At 63.2% G+C, this 18211-nt stretch carries 14 protein-coding genes; 6 read left to right on the plus strand and 8 right to left on the minus strand.

Going from position 1 to position 18211, the window contains the following annotated elements:
• Window positions 1-185: 185 nt before the first annotated feature.
• Complete coding sequence (locus ACN0YJ_RS12560) at window positions 186-2537, minus strand: hypothetical protein (RefSeq protein WP_417496393.1); 2352 nt, start codon at window positions 2535-2537, stop codon at window positions 186-188.
• A 338-nt stretch (window positions 2538-2875) separates the two neighbouring features.
• Here ACN0YJ_RS12560 and ACN0YJ_RS12565 point away from each other — a divergent pair, with 338 nt between their 5' ends.
• The 3 genes from ACN0YJ_RS12565 to ACN0YJ_RS12575 all read left to right on the plus strand — a co-directional run bounded on the left by ACN0YJ_RS12565 (window position 2876) and on the right by ACN0YJ_RS12575 (window position 6463).
• Window positions 2876-4087, plus strand: coding sequence for a pyridoxal phosphate-dependent aminotransferase (locus tag ACN0YJ_RS12565; RefSeq protein ID WP_417496394.1), 1212 nt, complete (start codon window positions 2876-2878; stop codon window positions 4085-4087).
• 111 nt (window positions 4088-4198) lie between these two features.
• A complete protein-coding gene (locus tag ACN0YJ_RS12570) occupies window positions 4199-4666 on the plus strand; it encodes a Dps family protein (protein WP_143024082.1) in 468 nt (155 codons plus the stop codon).
• A 396-nt stretch (window positions 4667-5062) separates the two neighbouring features.
• Window positions 5063-6463, plus strand: coding sequence for a methyl-accepting chemotaxis protein (locus ACN0YJ_RS12575; RefSeq protein WP_417478202.1), 1401 nt, complete (start codon window positions 5063-5065; stop codon window positions 6461-6463).
• A gap of 7 nt (window positions 6464-6470) precedes the next feature.
• On the opposite strand, the gene ACN0YJ_RS12580 is transcribed toward ACN0YJ_RS12575, so the two are convergent.
• From ACN0YJ_RS12580 to ACN0YJ_RS12600, 5 genes are all read right to left on the minus strand, one after another.
• Complete coding sequence (locus ACN0YJ_RS12580; protein WP_417490080.1) at window positions 6471-7364, minus strand: LysR family transcriptional regulator; 894 nt, start codon at window positions 7362-7364, stop codon at window positions 6471-6473.
• 112 nt (window positions 7365-7476) lie between these two features.
• Window positions 7477-8661 (minus strand): DUF547 domain-containing protein, encoded by a 1185-nt coding sequence (locus ACN0YJ_RS12585; protein ID WP_417496395.1) that lies wholly within the window; start codon window positions 8659-8661, stop codon window positions 7477-7479.
• 106 nt (window positions 8662-8767) lie between these two features.
• A complete protein-coding gene (trxB, locus tag ACN0YJ_RS12590; protein ID WP_417478187.1) occupies window positions 8768-9712 on the minus strand; it encodes a thioredoxin-disulfide reductase in 945 nt (314 codons plus the stop codon).
• 102 nt (window positions 9713-9814) lie between these two features.
• Window positions 9815-10303: a beta-lactamase hydrolase domain-containing protein gene (locus ACN0YJ_RS12595; RefSeq protein ID WP_417496396.1), complete on the minus strand. Its 489-nt coding sequence runs from the start codon at window positions 10301-10303 to the stop codon at window positions 9815-9817.
• A complete protein-coding gene (locus ACN0YJ_RS12600; protein WP_417496397.1) occupies window positions 10300-11277 on the minus strand; it encodes a mitochondrial fission ELM1 family protein in 978 nt (325 codons plus the stop codon). The genes ACN0YJ_RS12595 and ACN0YJ_RS12600 overlap by 4 nt, the downstream gene beginning before the upstream one ends.
• A gap of 117 nt (window positions 11278-11394) precedes the next feature.
• On the opposite strand from ACN0YJ_RS12600, the gene ACN0YJ_RS12605 reads away from it, so the two are divergent.
• The 3 genes from ACN0YJ_RS12605 (at window position 11395) to ACN0YJ_RS12615 (ending at window position 14210) form a co-directional block, all read left to right on the plus strand.
• Entirely contained in the window at window positions 11395-11808 is a 414-nt protein-coding gene (locus ACN0YJ_RS12605) for a BlaI/MecI/CopY family transcriptional regulator (protein WP_417496398.1), read from the plus strand.
• Window positions 11805-13514, plus strand: a complete 1710-nt coding sequence (locus ACN0YJ_RS12610; protein WP_417496399.1) for a peptidoglycan DD-metalloendopeptidase family protein — start codon at window positions 11805-11807, stop codon at window positions 13512-13514. The genes ACN0YJ_RS12605 and ACN0YJ_RS12610 overlap by 4 nt, the downstream gene beginning before the upstream one ends.
• A 123-nt stretch (window positions 13515-13637) precedes the next feature.
• Window positions 13638-14210 carry a murein hydrolase activator EnvC family protein gene (locus tag ACN0YJ_RS12615; protein WP_417496400.1) on the plus strand — a complete coding sequence of 191 codons (573 nt, stop codon included), beginning with the start codon at window positions 13638-13640 and terminating at the stop codon, window positions 14208-14210.
• Window positions 14211-14287: 77 nt separating this feature from the next.
• Here the strand turns inward: ACN0YJ_RS12615 and greA are convergent, their stop codons facing one another.
• Together greA and carB are read right to left on the minus strand one after the other, a co-directional pair.
• Window positions 14288-14761, minus strand: a complete 474-nt coding sequence (gene greA, locus ACN0YJ_RS12620; protein WP_091769330.1) for a transcription elongation factor GreA — start codon at window positions 14759-14761, stop codon at window positions 14288-14290.
• Window positions 14762-14815: 54 nt separating this feature from the next.
• Complete coding sequence (carB, locus tag ACN0YJ_RS12625; RefSeq protein ID WP_417496401.1) at window positions 14816-18073, minus strand: carbamoyl-phosphate synthase large subunit; 3258 nt, start codon at window positions 18071-18073, stop codon at window positions 14816-14818.
• Window positions 18074-18211 lie beyond the last annotated feature (138 nt).

Raw genomic sequence — 18211 nt, forward strand, 5'->3', positions numbered from 1 at the left:
CAACCGTGATACCGGCGGTGACAGACAAAACGGAGTAACTCGGAGCTTGACAGAAAGGGCCGCGATTAGACAACACGTACCCATTTTCAGACCCGCCTGCCGGCACGTCTGCGCAGTGAGCCTTGAGTGAAAAACGGTCCGAGTCCCCGTTTATTCCAGACGCTGTTGGGCTAAAGGGGACACCGCTAGCCCGGGCCGCCATTGTCGATCTGGATCGGGCGGAATGTATAGCCGGCCGCGCGGCTGCAGCCCGGTGACGTGGTGTCGGACGGCCCGCACAGCCCGATATCGCCCGTCTCACGTGTTTCGGCATGATGACCGAAACGCATATCCTGGCGGATGGTGAGGCCGGAAATCTCGATGTCATGATCGAAGCGCCAGCTGGTGAAGGCCAGGTCGATGACGGCAAACAATTCCAGAACCGGCACGAATTCCATTGTGAAGCGATATTCGGGGTCCGACAGGATCACGCCGGGAAAGCGGCTGCTGCCGCGTTCACCCAGATCGAGCCGCAAGGACATCGGGCGGTCGGCGGTATAGGGGCGATCAAAAACCAGCCGGCAATCGCCCGAGTTCAGCAATTCATTGGAGACCCGCATATCGCTGCGAAGCACCGAGGTACAGGTGCTGATGTATGACGGATCCTCGCCAGGGAGTGTGAAGCGGCCATCCTCTGCGTGCGCGCGCAGTGAGAACTGGCCATCGGCGGCGTAGATATTCACGCCCGGTTCGATCCCGGCGCGCGCGATCCACGCATTGATCTGCAAGCCGGTCACGTCGGCGGGCAGTCGCGGCGCGGCAATGCGCTGACGCACACCCACGGGCGGCACGAAATCGGCACAGGCCCAGTTCGGACAGGTGCCCGTGCGCGGCACACTGACCGAGGGGCAATTGATGCGAACGGTCTTGATGACCGGCACCCGCATTTGCAGCTGGCAGCCGGCCCAGACCCCGAAGGTGAATTCGCGATCATCGAAGATCATGGATTCCGGCATGCCCGCGGCCCGATAGATCGAGCCGCCGGTGCGGGTATCCTGGCGCGCTTCCGCATTGACGTTGAACTGGAAGTTGGACGCATTCCAGACGCGGGTTTGCGGATCTTCCCGGAAGAAGGCCTCGCTCTCGACCGCGACCCGGAAGGGAAAGCGCAGCCCGGCGCGATAGCCAATATGATATTCGAAGGCGACATAGTAATTCTTGCGGCGATTGAAGGTGTGCTTGAAACGCTCCTCGATCTGGTCGGTCAGCGTGAAGCCGGTGATGAAATAATAGTCGCTGGACTGGCTGATCCGCTGGAGGCGCGCCTCGGGCGGGGTGCTCGGCTCCGCGCCGGGCAGGCGCTGTATGACCCTGTTATTCGGCAGGTTCGCGGTCAGGCTGCGCCCTGATTCATTCACACCGGGCAGGACCTGCTGCGCGCGTCCCGCGCGTTCCAGGCGTGCAAGGGGCGCGTCGGGCCGCTGCATCAGATTTCCCGGTAGACGGGGCTGGAAATCCGGTGTGCTGCGCAGCGAACCCCGGCGTGTCACATAGGGGGCGAGCGCGGCAGGCAGATCGCCGATCTGACGCCCGATGGGCTGGTCGAGCTCGAAGCCGCGCGTCAGCGCAGTGCCGTCAATGGGCCGCACATCCGGAATGCTAGTCGTGGTGCGGTCGGCCAGGGGAATAATGCTGACCCGGGTGATGACGCGTTCATCACCATTGGCATCCAGGCCGATCAGGTCTTCGTCGCCGAGCGCCAGGGCCTCGGCAATGGTAAAGCCGCGGCGGAATTGCGCGTTCGGGCTCTGACCGGCCAGTTCCGTGCGGATGTCGTCGGCCTCGGCGCGGATATCGGCCTGGCTTGGCGGCAGCATCAGGCGGGTATTGGGGGCAATTATCCGTGAGCGTCGCTCCAGACGCGGCGTCAGGCGTTCCGACGGGTCGATAAGCACGGGTTGTCCGCCGGCGCTGGCCGCAAGATCTTCCAGTGACCGCTCGCCAGGCAGGAGGCAAAGCTCGGCGCGCGCTGCCGTGACAACGCCCAGTTCGGCGCGAATCGCACCGGCCATGCCCGGGCGCCCATTGGGCCGGGCGCGGCGGGGGCTGTAGCCACAGGTCTCCGCCGAGACCGGTATCACCGCCTCACGCGACACGATGATGCGGTCGGTCATGACGAAAATCTCTTCCGTCACCGAGACCGGGCCAGCGAGATTGAGCAGGGTGGGTTCGGCCGTTGCGACGGCAAGAACGGGCAGATTGGTGAGGCGGCTGGCGGCGATATATTGTTGCAGGTCAAGCTCGACGCCGGGGCCCAGCTCGATCGCCACCGGTCCGCCCGCCAGCAAGGCGGCGGAATCCAGCTCGGCAATGAAGAGCGGCGAGCGGCGAATTTCGGCGCCCAGTTGCGGCGCTGAGAGTGTCGCCATTGACGGGCCGATACGCAGGGCTTCGACATCGAGATTGTCGGGCAATGCGCTCTGGATTGACCGGTTCTGTGCAAAGCCTGTTGCACCGAACGTAATCCATACGACCGCCAGGAATATCCAGAAACGCATGCAATCCTCCCCTTCGGCTATACTGTTCCACCACAGCAAAGCCGCTGCGTCAGACAAGCCAAATCCTCGGGATGTGTCAAACAAAATACAATGTTAGCCAGGTGGGACAGGTCTCGACGCGGCGCGATGCCCGAGGTAAGCGCCGGCTTGCGTGCGCCAAACCGGTAAAACCCGGGGGTATTTCAGGCCCTGTCCGCCGGTGCGCGACCGGGCCGTTTTCCCCGTGATCGGACCATGCAGGCCGGTTTTGCGCATTTGCCGCTGATGCGGGGATTGGCGCTTGCACAGAGCGGGATTAGGCTTGCGCAACATCAATCATTCGATTCAGGACATCCGCGATGACATTCCAGCCCTCCGACGCGCTGAAGCGCGTGAAACCGTCTGCGACCCTGGCCGTCACGCAGAAGGCGCGCGACCTGAAGGCCAAGGGGATTGATGTCATTTCGCTTGGCGCGGGTGAGCCGGATTTCGATACGCCCGATCATATCAAGGAGGCGGCGATCGACGCGATCCGCCGCGGCGAAACCAAATACACCGCGGTGGACGGGATCGCGGAATTGAAGACCGCGATCATCAGGAAATTTCGCCGGGACAACTCACTCGAATACACCGCAGCCCAGGTGCATGTCGCGCCGGGCGGCAAGCCGGTGATCTTCAACGCCTTTGCCGCCAGCCTCAATCCCGGCGATGAAGTCATCATCCCGGCCCCGTATTGGGTGACATATCCGGAAGTCGTGCGGCTGCTGGGCGGCGAGGCGGTCTGCGTCAAGACGGATATCGGCAATGGCTACAAGATCACCGCTGACGAACTGGCCGCTGCGATCACGCCAAAAACGCGCTGGCTGATCCTCAACTCGCCGTCCAATCCGACCGGGATGGGCTATAGCGCCGAGGATTTGCGCGCGCTGGCCGATGTCCTGCTCAAGCATCCCCAGGTCTGGATCATGACCGACGATATGTATGAGCACATCGTCTATGGCGATTTTAAATTCGCAACCATCGCCGAAGTCGAGCCGCGGCTCTATGATCGTACCCTGACGATGAATGGCGTCTCCAAGGCCTATTCGATGACCGGATGGCGAATTGGCTATGCCGCCGGGCCGGTGGAGTTGATCAATGGCATGCGCAAGGTGATCTCGCAGACCACGTCCAATCCATGCTCGATCAGCCAGTGGGCGGCAGTGGCCGCACTCAATGGTGATCACAGCTTCCTGGAGGCGCGCAATGCCGCTTTCCTGCGGCGCCGCGATCTTGTGCTCGACTGGGTCAATCAGTGCGAGGGGCTGGTCGCGCCGACGCCGGAAGGGGCGTTCTACGTCTTCGCCGATTGCGCCGGCGTGATCGGCAAGACGGCACCCAATGGCACAGTGATCGAAAACGACAATGATTTCTGTTCGGCCCTGCTGGATGCCGAGGCTGTCGCGGTGGTGCCCGGCATCGCTTTCGGGCTCGAGCCGGGTTTCCGGATTTCCTACGCGACCTCCGATGATCTGCTCAAGGAAGCCGGGGTACGGATCAAGCGCTTCTGTGCGGCGCTGGTAGCGAAATAGAAAAAATCTATCGCTCCGCCAATGTTTCCTGATTGGAATAATGAGGCGGGGTCAGGCATGTTGATTACAGACACAGCGGCCCCCGCCGCAGGTGACAAGAGGAGATAGATCATGAGCATCAATATGGGCCTTACAGACGATCAACGCACGGCCATGGCCAACGCCGTTACGGCCGTCCTGGCCGATACGTATGCGTTGTATTTCAAGACACATGTCTACCACTGGAACGTCACCGGACCGCGTTTCCACGACCTGCATCTCCTGTTCGAGCAGCAGTATAACGAGCTCTGGCTGGCGACCGATGACATCGCCGAACGCGTCCGGGCGCTCGATTTCAAGGCGCCGGCCTCCTATGCCGCCATGGCTGCGGCCGCGACGGTGAATTCCGAGGGCAAGGCCCAGAAGGCCGATGTGATGATCGCCGATCTGCTGCGCGGCCACGAGGCGGTTGTCGCCACGATCCGCAAGGCGCTGGAACTGGCGGCCGAGCATGGTGACGACGCCACGGCCGACGTGCTCAGCCCGCGCCTGACGACACACGAGAAATATGCCTGGATGCTGCGGTCCACACTGGGCTGATCGCACCCGATCGCAGCGCTGAATACAAAGATGCCCCGGCCAGATTGGCCGGGGCAGTTTCGTGTCTGGGCTCGGGGAAGCCAGAAATGAGGGCGCCGGACCCGGGGGGAGGGGAGGGTCCGGCGCAATTTGCATACCTCACGGGGAGGAGGGGTATGCGAATCCCATTGGAGGGAAGGAGGCGGTGTCGCCACCGCGTCTGTGAGTGCTATATGCGCCATGTTGCAGTGCAGCACCAGACGCGATCCGGCATATTGGTCATGCAAAAATGAAGTGCTGTTCTGGCAAATCCATGCAGAAGTTTGATGGCTGGATAGTGCTCCGGGACCAGTTGGACAAGCAATCATTAACTTCGAGAATCCAAGATGATGGTAGATATCAGAGGCCGTGAAACCCATGTTCAAAATCCTGTCCGGTGCCGGGGCGCGCAGTGGCGCCGACACCTCCGTATTGGCATCGTCATCGCAAGACCCCGCCCCGGTGTCCTGGAGCGACGATCTGGCGGCGGCCTTGCTGGCCCTTGCCGAGGGGCGTCGCATGGAAATGCCGGCCTTGCCTGATGAATTGGCGGCCGCGGTGATCCGGCTGGCAGCAGAACTGGCGGCTCGGGATTCTTCGGTCCTGTCGAATGCGGTCGCACTGTCGATGAATGCCAGCGAGGCGATGGCTGCGGCAGCGCGTGTCACGGGTGAGATTCGGCAAGTGGATACGCAGAGCCAGGGTATGTCGGCGGCGATCGAGCAGCTTGATGCCTCGATCCAGCAAATCTCCGAATATGCGGGCACGGCAGCCGACAAATTGCGCGATTGCGTGACGGCGACCGGATCGGGTCTGGACGATGTCGCTCGTTCGGCGACCCAGATGCGTGAGATTGAGCGCGCCTATCACAGTATTACGGCGCGCGTTGATGCGCTGGAGGCGGCGTCCGGCCAGATCACCCAGATTGTTGATACGATTTCCAAAATTGCGGGTCAGACCAATCTGCTCGCCCTGAACGCGACCATCGAGGCGGCACGCGCCGGCGAGGCGGGGCGCGGCTTTTCGATCGTGGCCGATGAGGTCAAGGCCCTGTCCGGACAGACCGAGACGGCGACCGGTGATATTCGCGACCGGATCGAGAACCTGCAACATGAAGTCAGCGCGATCATCACAGCGGTGAATGATTCAATGGCATCGGTCCAGAACGGAATCGAAGCGTCGGAGCGCGCTCACGCCGGGGTCGGCAGCGGTGTCGACCTTGTCAATGAGGGCGCCGGTGTGGTCGGGGAAATTGCCCGCCTGATGAATGAACAATCACAGGCAACCGGTGAATTGTCCAAGGGTGTGCTCGCAATCGCTGGCGGATCCAACCGGGCGCGCGAGCGAGCCGAACTCGTCATCGAATCGATCGGCTCAACCGAAGCCCTGGTCGAGGTGTCCTTCTCACAGTGCGACCGGCGCGAGATCGAGGACTATGTCCTGCACCGGGCCAAGTCGGACCATTTCCTCTGGAAGAAGCGGCTTTCGGAAATGCTCGTCGGCCGTAATCAGCTGTGCGAGGCAGAGCTGGTTGATGAGCACTCCTGCCGACTGGGAAAATGGTATGATCAGGTCGATGAGGAGGCAATCCGCTCCCATCCTGAATTTGTCGCCTTGAGCGCGCCGCATGCCGAAGTGCATCAACAGGGCAAGCTGGCCGCTCGACTGTTCGCCGCAGGTGACCGGGACGGTGCCGAAGCCGCTGTTGACAGGATGGAAGCATCCTCACGCCATGTCATCGCCCGCCTTGATGCCTTGCTGGCGCGTGGCCGGGTCTAGCAAGGCTTCAGCTTTCCCAGCGGCGCGACTGCTCGATCAGGAAGTCGCGGAAGGCGACGATGCGCCGCGAACCGCGCAATTCGCTAGGATAGACGAAATAGACCTCGAAATCGGGACCACGAAGATCCGGCAATACCTGGTGTAGCTCGCTGTTTTCCCGCGCGACATAGTCCGGCAGGGCACCGATACCCATGCCCGCTTCGATCGATTTCATCACCCCGTGAATCGTATTGACCTCGACCACGGCAGGTCGCGGGGCCTGCCCTTCGGCCCGGCCGACCTTGGCGGCCCAGTCCAGACCGGGGATGGGGGCGAGCTGGGGAGGCCCGTAATGGATGATGGAGTGCGCATCCAGGTCGGCGGCCGTGGCGGGTGCCGGGTGCTTCTTGAGGTAGGCGGCGCTGGCATAGAGGTGCTGGTGCACGCTGAGCAGTTTGCGCTGGACCAGGTCGTTCTGGGTTGAGGGCCAGGGGCGGATCCCGACCTCGGCCTCAAGCCCGGCCAGATCCAGCTCGTGATCATCGAGCATCAGGCGAATGCGGATTTGCGGGTATTGGTCATGGAAGCCGGCCAAGCGCGGCGCCAGCCAGATCGCCCCGAGCGCCATTGGCGCCGTCACTTTCAGTTCGCCGCAAGGCTCGTCGCGCGCATCCTGCACTCGCGCCTCGGCAATCGCGGCCTTGGCGGCAATTTCCTTGGCGGCCTCGAACAGGAGATTGCCCGGCTCGGTCCGGATCAGGCCGCGCGCATGGCGGTGGAAGAGGGCGGCGCCGAGGTCTTCCTCAAGCGCCGCGATCTGACGGCTGACCGCGGATTGCGACAGGCCCAGCATTTCGGCCGCCTTGGTCAGGGACCCGGCCTGGGCGGCCGCATGAAAGGTCTTCAACTTGTCCCAGTCCATGCGCGGCATCCTCCCGGCGGTCCATCATTGCCCTACCCTACAGGCAGGACCGGGCCGGGTGAAAGCTCAACCTGCGCTTCGGGGAGTGCGCGGCGCGTGAACGCCCCCCGGTTCAGCCTTCGGGGGTCTCTTCGCGATTGCCACCAAAGCTCGGCGTCATATTGATGATCGGCTGCTCGCTGGGTGTTTCGATATCGACCGTGTTGACCGTGCCAAGCGCATTTTCCCGGATCAGACGCAGGCGCTCTTCGAACACATATTGCAGCAGGACCAGGCCGGTCTGCGGCACGATATTGCAATTCATCGAGGAGAGATTGACGACATTGGGATTGGACGTGCCGCTGATTTCGAGCGGGCTGCCGCTGCCGGTGCAACCGATCACGCCATTGGTCATGTCCGCAATATGCCACTCGACGACATCGGTCGCGATCGGGCGATTACCCTCCAGCTGGCGGGCGGTATTGTCATTGGCGAAACGGGTCAGGTGGGCGTGGAGATCGGTTTCGAAATCGGGGAAGAGCGGGCGTGCTTCATCGTAAATCTGTGAGACGCGCAAATCATTGTCGCTGAGTTCAACACCGCGCAGCGAATTGACGAAATCCGTCGCATTGCTGTCCAGCTGACTCCAGACCTGGGTGCCGCGGAAGGCCTCCCGGCGGATATTGGGTCCACCGATCGACCCATTGTGGAAGCCATAAATCACGCGCGGGTCGTCCCACTGCGAATAGACAATGCGCAGGCGGATATCGTCGAGGCTCAAGGGGACGCCGGCGACATTGAGGATTTTCGCTTCGAACACCGACTCGCTGCTTCCCAGGGCGCGGGTGCGATTGATGCGGCTCTCGGGGTATCGGCCCATCACTTGTTCAATGAGGGCGGCATTGTGGAGGTTGAACCAATAGGCCAGCTGCTGGTCGCTGTTCAGGCTGGCGAAATCGATCCGGTTGGGCAGGTCTTCCATGGCGATGCGGAAGTCGCGGATCGCCCCTTCATAGCCGTCATCGATCAGGTGATAGATGACCCGGTTGCCCTCATAGCGGTAGCGCGATGTATTGCCCCGATAGATGGCTGTGCCGGTCTGTTGCGGGCGGCCGCGGGCCGCTTGGCGGCGCGAGGCGGGGACACGCAAGACGATGTCATTGAGAATCTCGGACCAGGCCTCGAAGTTAATAACCTGTGTCGATTCAGGGTCATAAGCCTGGAAGCGCTCGAGGCTGGCCGGGGTCGCATCGGTCTGTGCCGAGGCTGCGCCGATCAGGAGGATCGGGATAAAAACACAGGATAGAATGCGCAGCATGACGGAATAACCCCAACCGGTCGTGAAAATCAGTCAGTCTCCTAACAGCAAGCACGCCAGATTTCTAATATCTATTTGGACAGATTCGGATAGCGAACGGCCCGGCCTATTCGAGACTGGCCAGATAGCGCTCCGCCTCCAGCGCCGCCATACAGCCCATCCCCGCCGCCGTGACGGCCTGGCGATAGATGTCGTCGGTGACATCGCCGGCCGCAAACACGCCCGGGATCGAGGTTTTCGGTGTGCCGGGCTCGGTGACGAGATAGCCGCCATGCTTGGTTTCCAGCTGCTCCAGGAAGAGCTCGGTCGCGGGGGCATGGCCAATGGCAACGAAAAAGCCATGCGCCGGGATATCGCTGACCGCATCGGTCTTGAGATTGCGGATCCGCACGCCGGTCACGCCGGGCGGGTCCATCTCGCCGAGCACTTCGACGACTTCGCTGTCCCAGACGATTTCGACCTTGGGATGTTTGAACAGGCGGTCCTGCATGATCTTCTCGGCGCGCAGGCTGTCGCGGCGATGGACCAGCGTCACCTTGGAGGCGAAATTGGTCAGGAAGAGCGCTTCCTCGACCGCTGTATTGCCGCCACCCACAACGACGATTTCCTTGCCGCGATAGAAGAAGCCATCGCAGGTGGCACAGGCTGAGACGCCGAAGCCCTGGAATTTCTGTTCGCTTTCGAGCCCGAGCCATTTGGCCTGGGCGCCGGTCGCGATAATCACGGCGTCGGCGGTGTAGATCGTGCCGCTATCGCCTTCGAGCACGAAGGGGCGGGCCTTCAGATCGACGTCGGTGATGATGTCGGAGAGGATTTCAGTCCCCATCTTCTCGGCCTGGTCGCGCATCTGCTCCATCAGCCAGGGGCCCTGGATGACGTCGGCAAAGCCGGGATAATTCTCGACATCGGTGGTGATGGTCAGCTGGCCACCCGGCTGCAGGCCGGAAATCAGCACCGGCTCGAGCATGGCGCGGGCGGCATAGATGGCGGCGGTATAGCCGGCAGCACCGGAACCGATGATGATCAGGCGCGAATGGCGCGTCTCGGACATGGGAATTCCTCAATCTGGCAGGCGCGGCCGTGGCCGCCGCATTTCGTGTTGCGCTCTATATAGTGGCTCGCGCCGGTCTTGCTGCCCCGTTTCGCAGCGCGATCACTCGACCGGCGGCGGCGTCAGGGCGCGTACCATGCCCATATCGCGGCCACCGGGCCAGTTCATGGTGTCGAACGGTGTCGAAAGCGCCCGGTCCCCGGTGACCAGATAGGCCGCATAGAGATGCGCCGAGCGCGTGCCGGACCGGCAATGCAGGACCACCGGTCCTTCGGACGCTGCGAGCAGGCGGGCCAGCTCGCCAGTGAGGGCGGGACTGGCACCGGAAGCGCCGCCGATCGGCAGTTCGGCATAGCGCATGCCCCGGCTTTCGGCGGCGGCACGCATGTCGAAGGGCAGGGATGCGGTCTCCTCCGGCGTGCGCGAGTTGACCACCAGTCCAACACCGGCCGCCGCCCAGGCGTCGAGATCGGCTTCGCTGGGCTGGCTGGCCAGCCAGACGTCGCCATGGCGACTGACGATTGAATCTGAGTTGGGTTCCGACATGGCGACTCCGAACAGGGACAGGAAGGATACAAGGAAATTGGTCATGCGGCGTCTTCGCCCGCAAGGTGAGACGGCATGGGCGGCCGCCAGCGATCGATCAGCAAGCCGGCAGCACGGTGCGTTTCCGCCAGGGGCGTATAGGACCATGTCTCCAGCCTGCCGAGCCAGGGCCGCATGGCACCATGCGCCTCCAGTGCGGCGTGCAGACGCGTGAACTTGCCGGCCGAACCGTCCATCGGCAGGGCGTAGACGGGTTTGCCCGTGGCGCTGGCCTCGACCAGCATATTGGTCGATTCCTCGGTGACAAAGATCCAGTCGGATGCCGCGAGAAAGGCGAAATACGGGTTCTCGCCCTCGCCATCAAACAGCCAGACGCGCGGATGTCCGGCAAAAGCCTGGCTCAACCGGTCGCTCAGGGCTTTGGGCGTTCGCCGTGATACCGTGATCATCAGGCTGACATTGTCCGCCAGCAATCCCTCGAGTCGGCCAACCAGATAATCGGCAATGCGCGGTGTCAGGCGAAAGCGCTTCGAATCGCCGCCGATCAGAACCGCCACGCGCGGCGGCGTCAAAGCCTCGATCCGGGCCGCAAATTCCGCCCGCCCCGCGTCCAGCAAAGCCGTCGATATCCGGTTGGGCGAGCCGATCATGGCCAGCGCATTGGGCCGGACCAGCCGGTCATGGGCGGGCGCAAGGATCAGGTCAAAATCCTGATAGCGGGTGCGCGGATCCTGGACATAGGTGAAGAAACAGCGCGGGAAGCTGCGACGATGCCGGCCGGCCAGCTTGATCGCGGCCCGGCCACAGCCAATCCACAGATCCGGAGGACCGCAATCGGGCAGGGCGACTGATCCATCCTTGTGGGCGGTGGCGCGCCCGATCCGCATCCCGACACCGGCCAAGGCCAGTCGCGCCTGCACGGCTTCGGCCAGGCCCAGCGCCTGATTCTCGATCCCGCGCCGGCCGTCAGAGACGACCCAGCAGATCAGGGGAGGGGGCGGGACCTGGGTTTGCGACATGCTGGGAGTTAAACGGCGCGGCCCGGCTCCGGTCAAGCGCGGCAAGCCCCTTGACAGAGGTGTGCTACAGATGTCACATGAGTTACAAGTGTAGCGCAGCTGTGACGGGAGACACGCATGACGCAATCCGCCCCAACTCCGGCCGAACTGGCAATCCTGAAGCATTTGTGGGCCGCCGGGCCGCAGAGTGCGCGCGAAGTCCAGACCGGAATCGAGCGCGAAACCGGTTGGTCCTATTCGACCACCCGCACATTGATTTCACGCATGACCGAGAAAGGCCTGGTCGAGCGCGCCGATGTGCACGGCCTGTCCGTGTTCAAGGCGCGGGTCGGCAAGGTCGCGCTGATGGGGCAGATGATCCGCGATTTCGCCGCCAATGTTCTCGATCTCGACGGCCCGCTTCCCGCGACCGCTTTCGCCAATAGCCGTCTCTTCTCCGAAGACGAGGCGGCGGCTCTGACGCGGCTGCTTGAGACAGACGGACCGGAGACAGAAGGGCCGGAGACTGAATTGAGGGAGGACGGGGCATGACCGGTTTGCTGACAGCGCTCCTGCTCGGGGCCGCGCTGACCCTGCCTGCGGCCGGGCTGGCCTGGCTTGCCGGACTGGCCCTGCAGGCCCGCGCCGGCCAATCATCCCCCGCCTTGTGGCGCAGCGCCCGTCTGGTCGCGGTATTTCCGCTTCTGCTGGCACCGGTCTTGTTTGCAGTCCCGCAAAGCCTGCCGCCCCTGCCGGCGCTCGAATTTATCAATGAAACGGCATTGGACCTGCCCGCCGCGACGCCGGTGCGCGACACGCTGCTTGCCGCGCCCACAGCCCTGGCCCTGCCATCGCCGGCAATCCTGCTGGCCGCTGTCTACGCCATCGGCCTGATCGCCTCGCTGCTACTGGCATTACGCCGCCATTATCACCGGCGCCGTCTGCTGGTGCACAGCCGGCTCGCCGACGCGTCCGAGCGGGGCCTGCTGGAGCGCGAGGCCGGGAAACTGGATCTGCCAGCGCCGGAATTGCGCCTTTGCGACCGCGCCGCCTCACCCTTCCTGACGGGCTGGCGCGGGGTGATTATTGCCCCGGAACGGCTGTTGCAGACGCCGGACCTGGCCCGCCATGCCCTGGTGCACGAGCTCTGCCATCTGCGCCGCGGCGATGAGCGCGATCGCCTGCTCGGCTCGGCGCTCACGATCGTGCTCTGGTTCAACTGGCCGCTGCGCCAGATCGAACGCGAACTCGACGCCGCCCGCGAAATTGCCTGCGACAGCGATGCCATCGATGCGCTCGGACGCAGCCAGTGCAAGGCCTACGCAGCAACACTGATCGAATCCATGCGGAGCTCGGCCCAGCCGGTCTCTGCCTTCGGTCCTCACAACAGGAGACAACGGGAAATGCGTATCAAATCCATCCTCTCAGGCGGCCAGGCCGTCAGACACTCGTTTCTTGCGGCCGGCGCCGTGTTGGTCCTTGCCGTTCCTGTGGCCTATGCCCAGACAACACTGACGCCGCGCCGCGCCGTCAGCGCACCGGTCGAACAGATTGCTCCGTCCGCTGAAACCCGCTTGCTCGCCCATGCCCATGGCCAGGGAGAGGGCTTTGAGGCGGCGCTCTCTGGCGCCAACGCCGAGTACCCGTCTGCGCCGGATGACGGGCAGAACCAGTCTCTGACGCTGGCGCACCTTCAACAATCGGGCATGAATGTTGAGGCCTCCACCTCTGCGGCGGTGATCGCAGCGCCGGTCGGACCGGAGGCCGTCGCCTGGCAGAATGTGTCATCGCCGGCCCAGGCCCCCATCCCGCCAGCGGCTCCCGCTGCCGCACCGCAACCAGCCAACGCGCCGGATCTGCCCGGCGCGATCGTGCCCGGCCGCGTTACCAGCGCTTATGGTCCCCGCCCGGCCCGGCCAGCGGGCTCGCCGGTCTTCCATGGCGGCACCGATATTGCGGCGCCGGCCGGGACCCTGATTTCTGCGCCCGGCGCCGGCACGGTGGTCCATGCGCAAATGGGCTATCAAGGCTCGGAGCGCTGGGGCAATACGGTCGAGATCGATCATGGCGATGGCTGGTCGACGGTCTATGCCCATCTCGAAACGATTGGCGTCACACCGGGTCAGTCACTGGCGCCAAGCCAGCGGATCGGTGCGGTCGGTTCGACCGGTGCGGCGACGGGGCCGCACGTGCATGTCGAACTCCACTTCAATGGCGAGCGGGTCGATCCCGCCGGCTATCTGGCCGGGCTCGATTGAGCACCATTGCCGCTCGCAGCCTCCGATCAACCCGGCCGGAGCATTGCTCCGGCCATTTTCGTTTGACCACAGTCGCGGCCTGCAGGCACCATCTGGACACAAATTACCGTCATACTGGCGTCCATGACTTTGCCGAAACAAATCATTCTGGCCTATTCGGAACGCGTGCCTGGCGCCGACGATGTGCGCATCCGGGTGCGGGTCTGGCGGGTGTTTGCCAGCGCCTTCCTGCTCGCAGCCCTGCTGGCGCTTGTTCTGGTGGCTTGCGCCTCGGTGCCGTCAAATCGCGCCCGCTTCAATGCGCCGGTCGCTGATGCCGTCGTCTACAGCGCCTTCGGCGATGCCCGCCAGCGCAGTGGCGGGCGGGTCGGGCGCCATGGCGGTATCGACCTGGCAGCGCCCTATGGCACGCCAGTGATGGCGGCCGGTGATGGCGAAGTGGTGTTTTCCGGCTGGGGCTATCATGGCTCAACGCGCTGGGGTCTGCTGGTTGCGATTGACCATGGCGAAGGCTGGACATCGCTCTACGCGCATCTCTCCGAGGCCATGGTCGAGCCCGGCGAGCGCGTTCGGGGCGGCGAGACAATCGGCCAAATCGGCACCAGCGGTAATGCGACCGGGCCCCATGTTCATCTCGAACTGCGTCATGACGGTGTCCCGGTCGATCCGACCGGACTGATCCCGGGCCTCGACTGAGCTGTTGAGCGCGCAAACGAAAACGGCCGGAGCGTCGCCCCGGCCGTGTTTCGTCAGAAGACTTATCTGCGCGAGGCTCAGCCCCACTCGACTTTCATGATCTCATAGGATTTCAGCCCGCCGGGCGCATTGACCTCGGCGACATCGCCGACTTCCTTGTTGATCATCGAGCGCGCGATTGGCGAGGAGATCGAGATCTTGCCCGCATGCACATCGGCTTCGTCTTCGCCAACGATCTGATAGGTCGCCTGCTCTTCAGTGTCCTCGTCGAGCACGGTGACCGTGGCGCCGAATTTGACGGTGGAGCCGCCCATCTTGGTGACATCGATCACCTGCGCGCGGGCCAGCTTGTCCTCAAGCTCCTGCACGCGGCCCTCGATATAGCCCTGGCGTTCCTTGGCGGCATGATATTCGGCGTTCTCGGAGAGATCGCCGTGCTCACGTGCCTCGGAGATCGCCGCGATCACCGCCGGGCGTTCTTCACTTTTGAGACGTCTCAGTTCTTCGTCGAGGGCTTTTTGCCCTCCGACGGTCATAGGGATCTTGTTCATGCGACCACTTAACTACGGGAAATCAGAACAGGCTAGCGCCAGAGCTGCATACCATCAAGAGTAGGTCTGCAGAGCACGCGGTTCCAGCGCGCCTTCCTCAATGCGCCGCATCGACATGATCGCCGCCCGTGCCGCCGAAGCCGTTGTATAGCAAGGGATTTTCATCTCCAGCGCGGTCCGTCGAATGGAATAACTGTCAAGATGTGATTGACGGCCTTCAGTGGTGTTGAAAATCAGCTGGACTTCGCCATTCTTCATCAGATCGACGATATGCGGGCGCCCCTCGAACACTTTATTGACCCGGGTGACCGGCACGCCGGCATCGGAAAATGTCTTGGCCGTCCCGCCGGTTGCGAGAATTGTGAAGCCGAGCATTGCCAGAACGCGAGCCGGTTCGATCATCGCGGCCTTGTCACCTTCACGCAGCGAGATGAAGACGCCACCCTTGCGCGGCAGGTGAATGCCGGCGCCGAGTTCGGCCTTGGCAAAGGCGGCCTCGAATGTGGTGTCGATGCCCATCACCTCGCCGGTCGAGCGCATTTCAGGCCCGAGCACCGGATCGACGCCGGGGAAGCGGGCAAACGGCATCACGGCTTCCTTGACGGAGACATGTTTCGGTGCCGGATCCTTCAGCTTGAAATCGGCCAGGCGGGCGCCGGCCATGACCTTGGCGGCCAGCTTGGCGACGGGCTGGCCGATCGCCTTGGCGACGAAGGGCACAGTACGCGAGGCCCGCGGATTGACTTCGAGTACGAAGATATCGCCGTCCTTGACCGCGAACTGGACATTCATCAGCCCCTTGACGCCAATCGCCATCGCCATCGCGACGGTCTGGCGCTTGAGCTCGGCAATCATCTCAGCTGACAGTGAATAGGGCGGCAGCGAGCAGGCGCTGTCGCCGGAATGGACGCCGGCTTCCTCGATATGCTGCATCACCCCGGCAACCCAGACCGTCTCGCCATCACAGATCGCATCGACATCAACCTCGTCGGCGTCGGTGAGGTAGCGGTCGAGCAGGAGCGGGGATTTGCCCGAGACATTGACGGCGTCGCGCAGATAGCGCTCGAGACTGTCGGTCTCGCGGATGATTTCCATGGCGCGGCCACCGAGCACATAGGAGGGGCGCAGCACGAGCGGGAAGCCGAGCTCGTCCGCCGCGGCGCGCGCCTCGTCCTCGGAATGGACGATCACATTGGGCGGCTGGCGCAGGTCGAGCTGGTTGAGCAATTCCTTGAAGCGCTCGCGGTCTTCGGCCAGGTCGATCGCATCGGGCGCGGTGCCCAGGATCGGCACGCCTTCCGCTTCCAGTTCGCTGGCCAGCTTGAGCGGGGTCTGGCCGCCATACTGGACGACGACGCCGAGCAGGGTGCCGTTCGAGCGCTCGGTCTCGATCAGTTCAAGCGTGTCCTCGATCGTCAGCGGTTCGAAATACAGCCGGTCGGCCGTGTCGTAATCGGTCGAGACGGTTTCGGGATTGCAATTCACCATAATGGATTCGATGTCCATGTCGGCGAAGGCAAAGGCGGCGTGGCAGCAGCAATAATCGAACTCGATGCCCTGGCCGATGCGGTTGGGTCCGCCACCAAGGATGATCGCCTTCTGGCGGCCCGTCGGTTCGGACTCGCACTCGACGCTGCCATCAAAGGCCGGTGTCTCGTAGCAGGAATACATATAGGGCGTTGGCGAGGCGAATTCGGCGGCGCAGGTGTCGACGCGCTTGAAGACGGGACGCACACCGAGGGCGCGGCGGGCGCGGCGCACGGCGGTTTCATCCTGTTTGGTCAATTGCGCCAGGCGTGCATCGGAAAAGCCCATCGCCTTGAGGGCACGGAAGGCGCTGGCCTCGGTGGGCAGGCCGAGCGTCGAGATATCGCCCTCGACCAGGACGATTTCCTCGATCTGGCGCAGGAACCAGGGCTCGTAAAGCGAGGCCGCACGGATTTCCTCGAGCGTCAGCCCTTCGCGGAAGGCCTGGGCGATGACCAGAAGCCGGTCCGGGCTGGCAATCGCCAACGCCGCACGGACAGCCTGTTTGCGGGCCGTCTCGTCAACGGCTTCTTCGACGCCGGGCAGGACCATATCGTCAAAGCCTGACAGGCCGGTTTCCAGCGAACGCAGGGCTTTTTGCATGCTTTCCTGGAAGGTGCGGCCAATGGCCATCGCTTCGCCGACCGATTTCATCGAGGTCGAGAGTGTGGCTTCGGCGCCGGGATATTTCTCGAAGGCAAAGCGCGGGATCTTGGTGACGACATAATCGATCGTCGGCTCGAAACTGGCCGGGGTCGCGCCCTTGGTGATGTCATTGTCGATTTCATCGAGCGTATAGCCGACCGCCAGTTTGGCGGCGACCTTGGCGATCGGGAAGCCGGTCGCCTTTGAGGCCAGGGCCGAGGAGCGCGAGACGCGCGGATTCATCTCGATCACGACCATGCGCCCGTCAGCCGGATTGACCGCGAACTGGACATTGGACCCGCCGGTTTCGACGCCGATCTCGCGCAGCACGGCAATCGAGGCCGAGCGCATGATCTGGTATTCCTTGTCGGTCAGCGTCATGGCCGGGGCGACGGTGATGGAATCGCCGGTATGGACGCCCATCGGGTCGATATTCTCGATCGAGCAGATGATGATGCAATTATCTGCCTTGTCGCGGACGACCTCCATTTCGAACTCTTTCCAGCCGACAATGCTTTCCTCGACCAGGATTTCATCGACCGGCGAGGCATCGAGCCCGCTCTGGCAGATCAGGCGGAATTCCTCGACATTATAGGCGATGCCGCCACCGGTGCCGCCGAGCGTGAAGGAGGGGCGGATAATGGTCGGCAGGCCGATCTCGATCATCGCGGCCTCGGCTTCTTCCATCGTGTGGACGACGGCCGAGCGCGGGCTTTCCAGGCCGATCTTCTCCATCGCGGTGCGGAAGCGCTGGCGGTTTTCCGCCTTGTCGATGACATCGGCCTTGGCGCCGATCATCTCGACCTTGAACAATTCCAGCACGCCGCGCCGGTCGAGCTCGAGGGCGCAATTGAGCGCCGTCTGGCCGCCCATGGTCGGCAGGAGCGCATCGGGACGTTCGATCTCGATCACCTTGGTGACCATTTCCGGCGTGATCGGCTCGATATAGGTCGCGTCGGCGAGTTCCGGATCGGTCATGATCGTCGCCGGATTGGAATTGACCAGGATCACCCGGTAGCCCTCGGCCTTCAACGCCTTCACCGCCTGCACCCCGGAATAATCAAACTCGCAGGCCTGTCCGATGACAATCGGGCCGGCGCCAATGATCAGGATGGATTTGATGTCGGTGCGTTTGGGCATGGGGTTCCAGTCTCACGTGCGCGCGCGTCCGGCCTGCCGCTGCGGGTGGCAGCGTCGGGCGGACGAAAATGATTTAGTGCTGAAGCGGGTTCCTAACCGGGAATCGCTCCCATGGCGAGACTTTATATGCGAGTTTTC

The sequence above is a fragment of the Maricaulis sp. genome (assembly GCF_048270095.1).
Taxonomy (GTDB): Bacteria; Pseudomonadota; Alphaproteobacteria; order Caulobacterales; family Maricaulaceae; genus Maricaulis.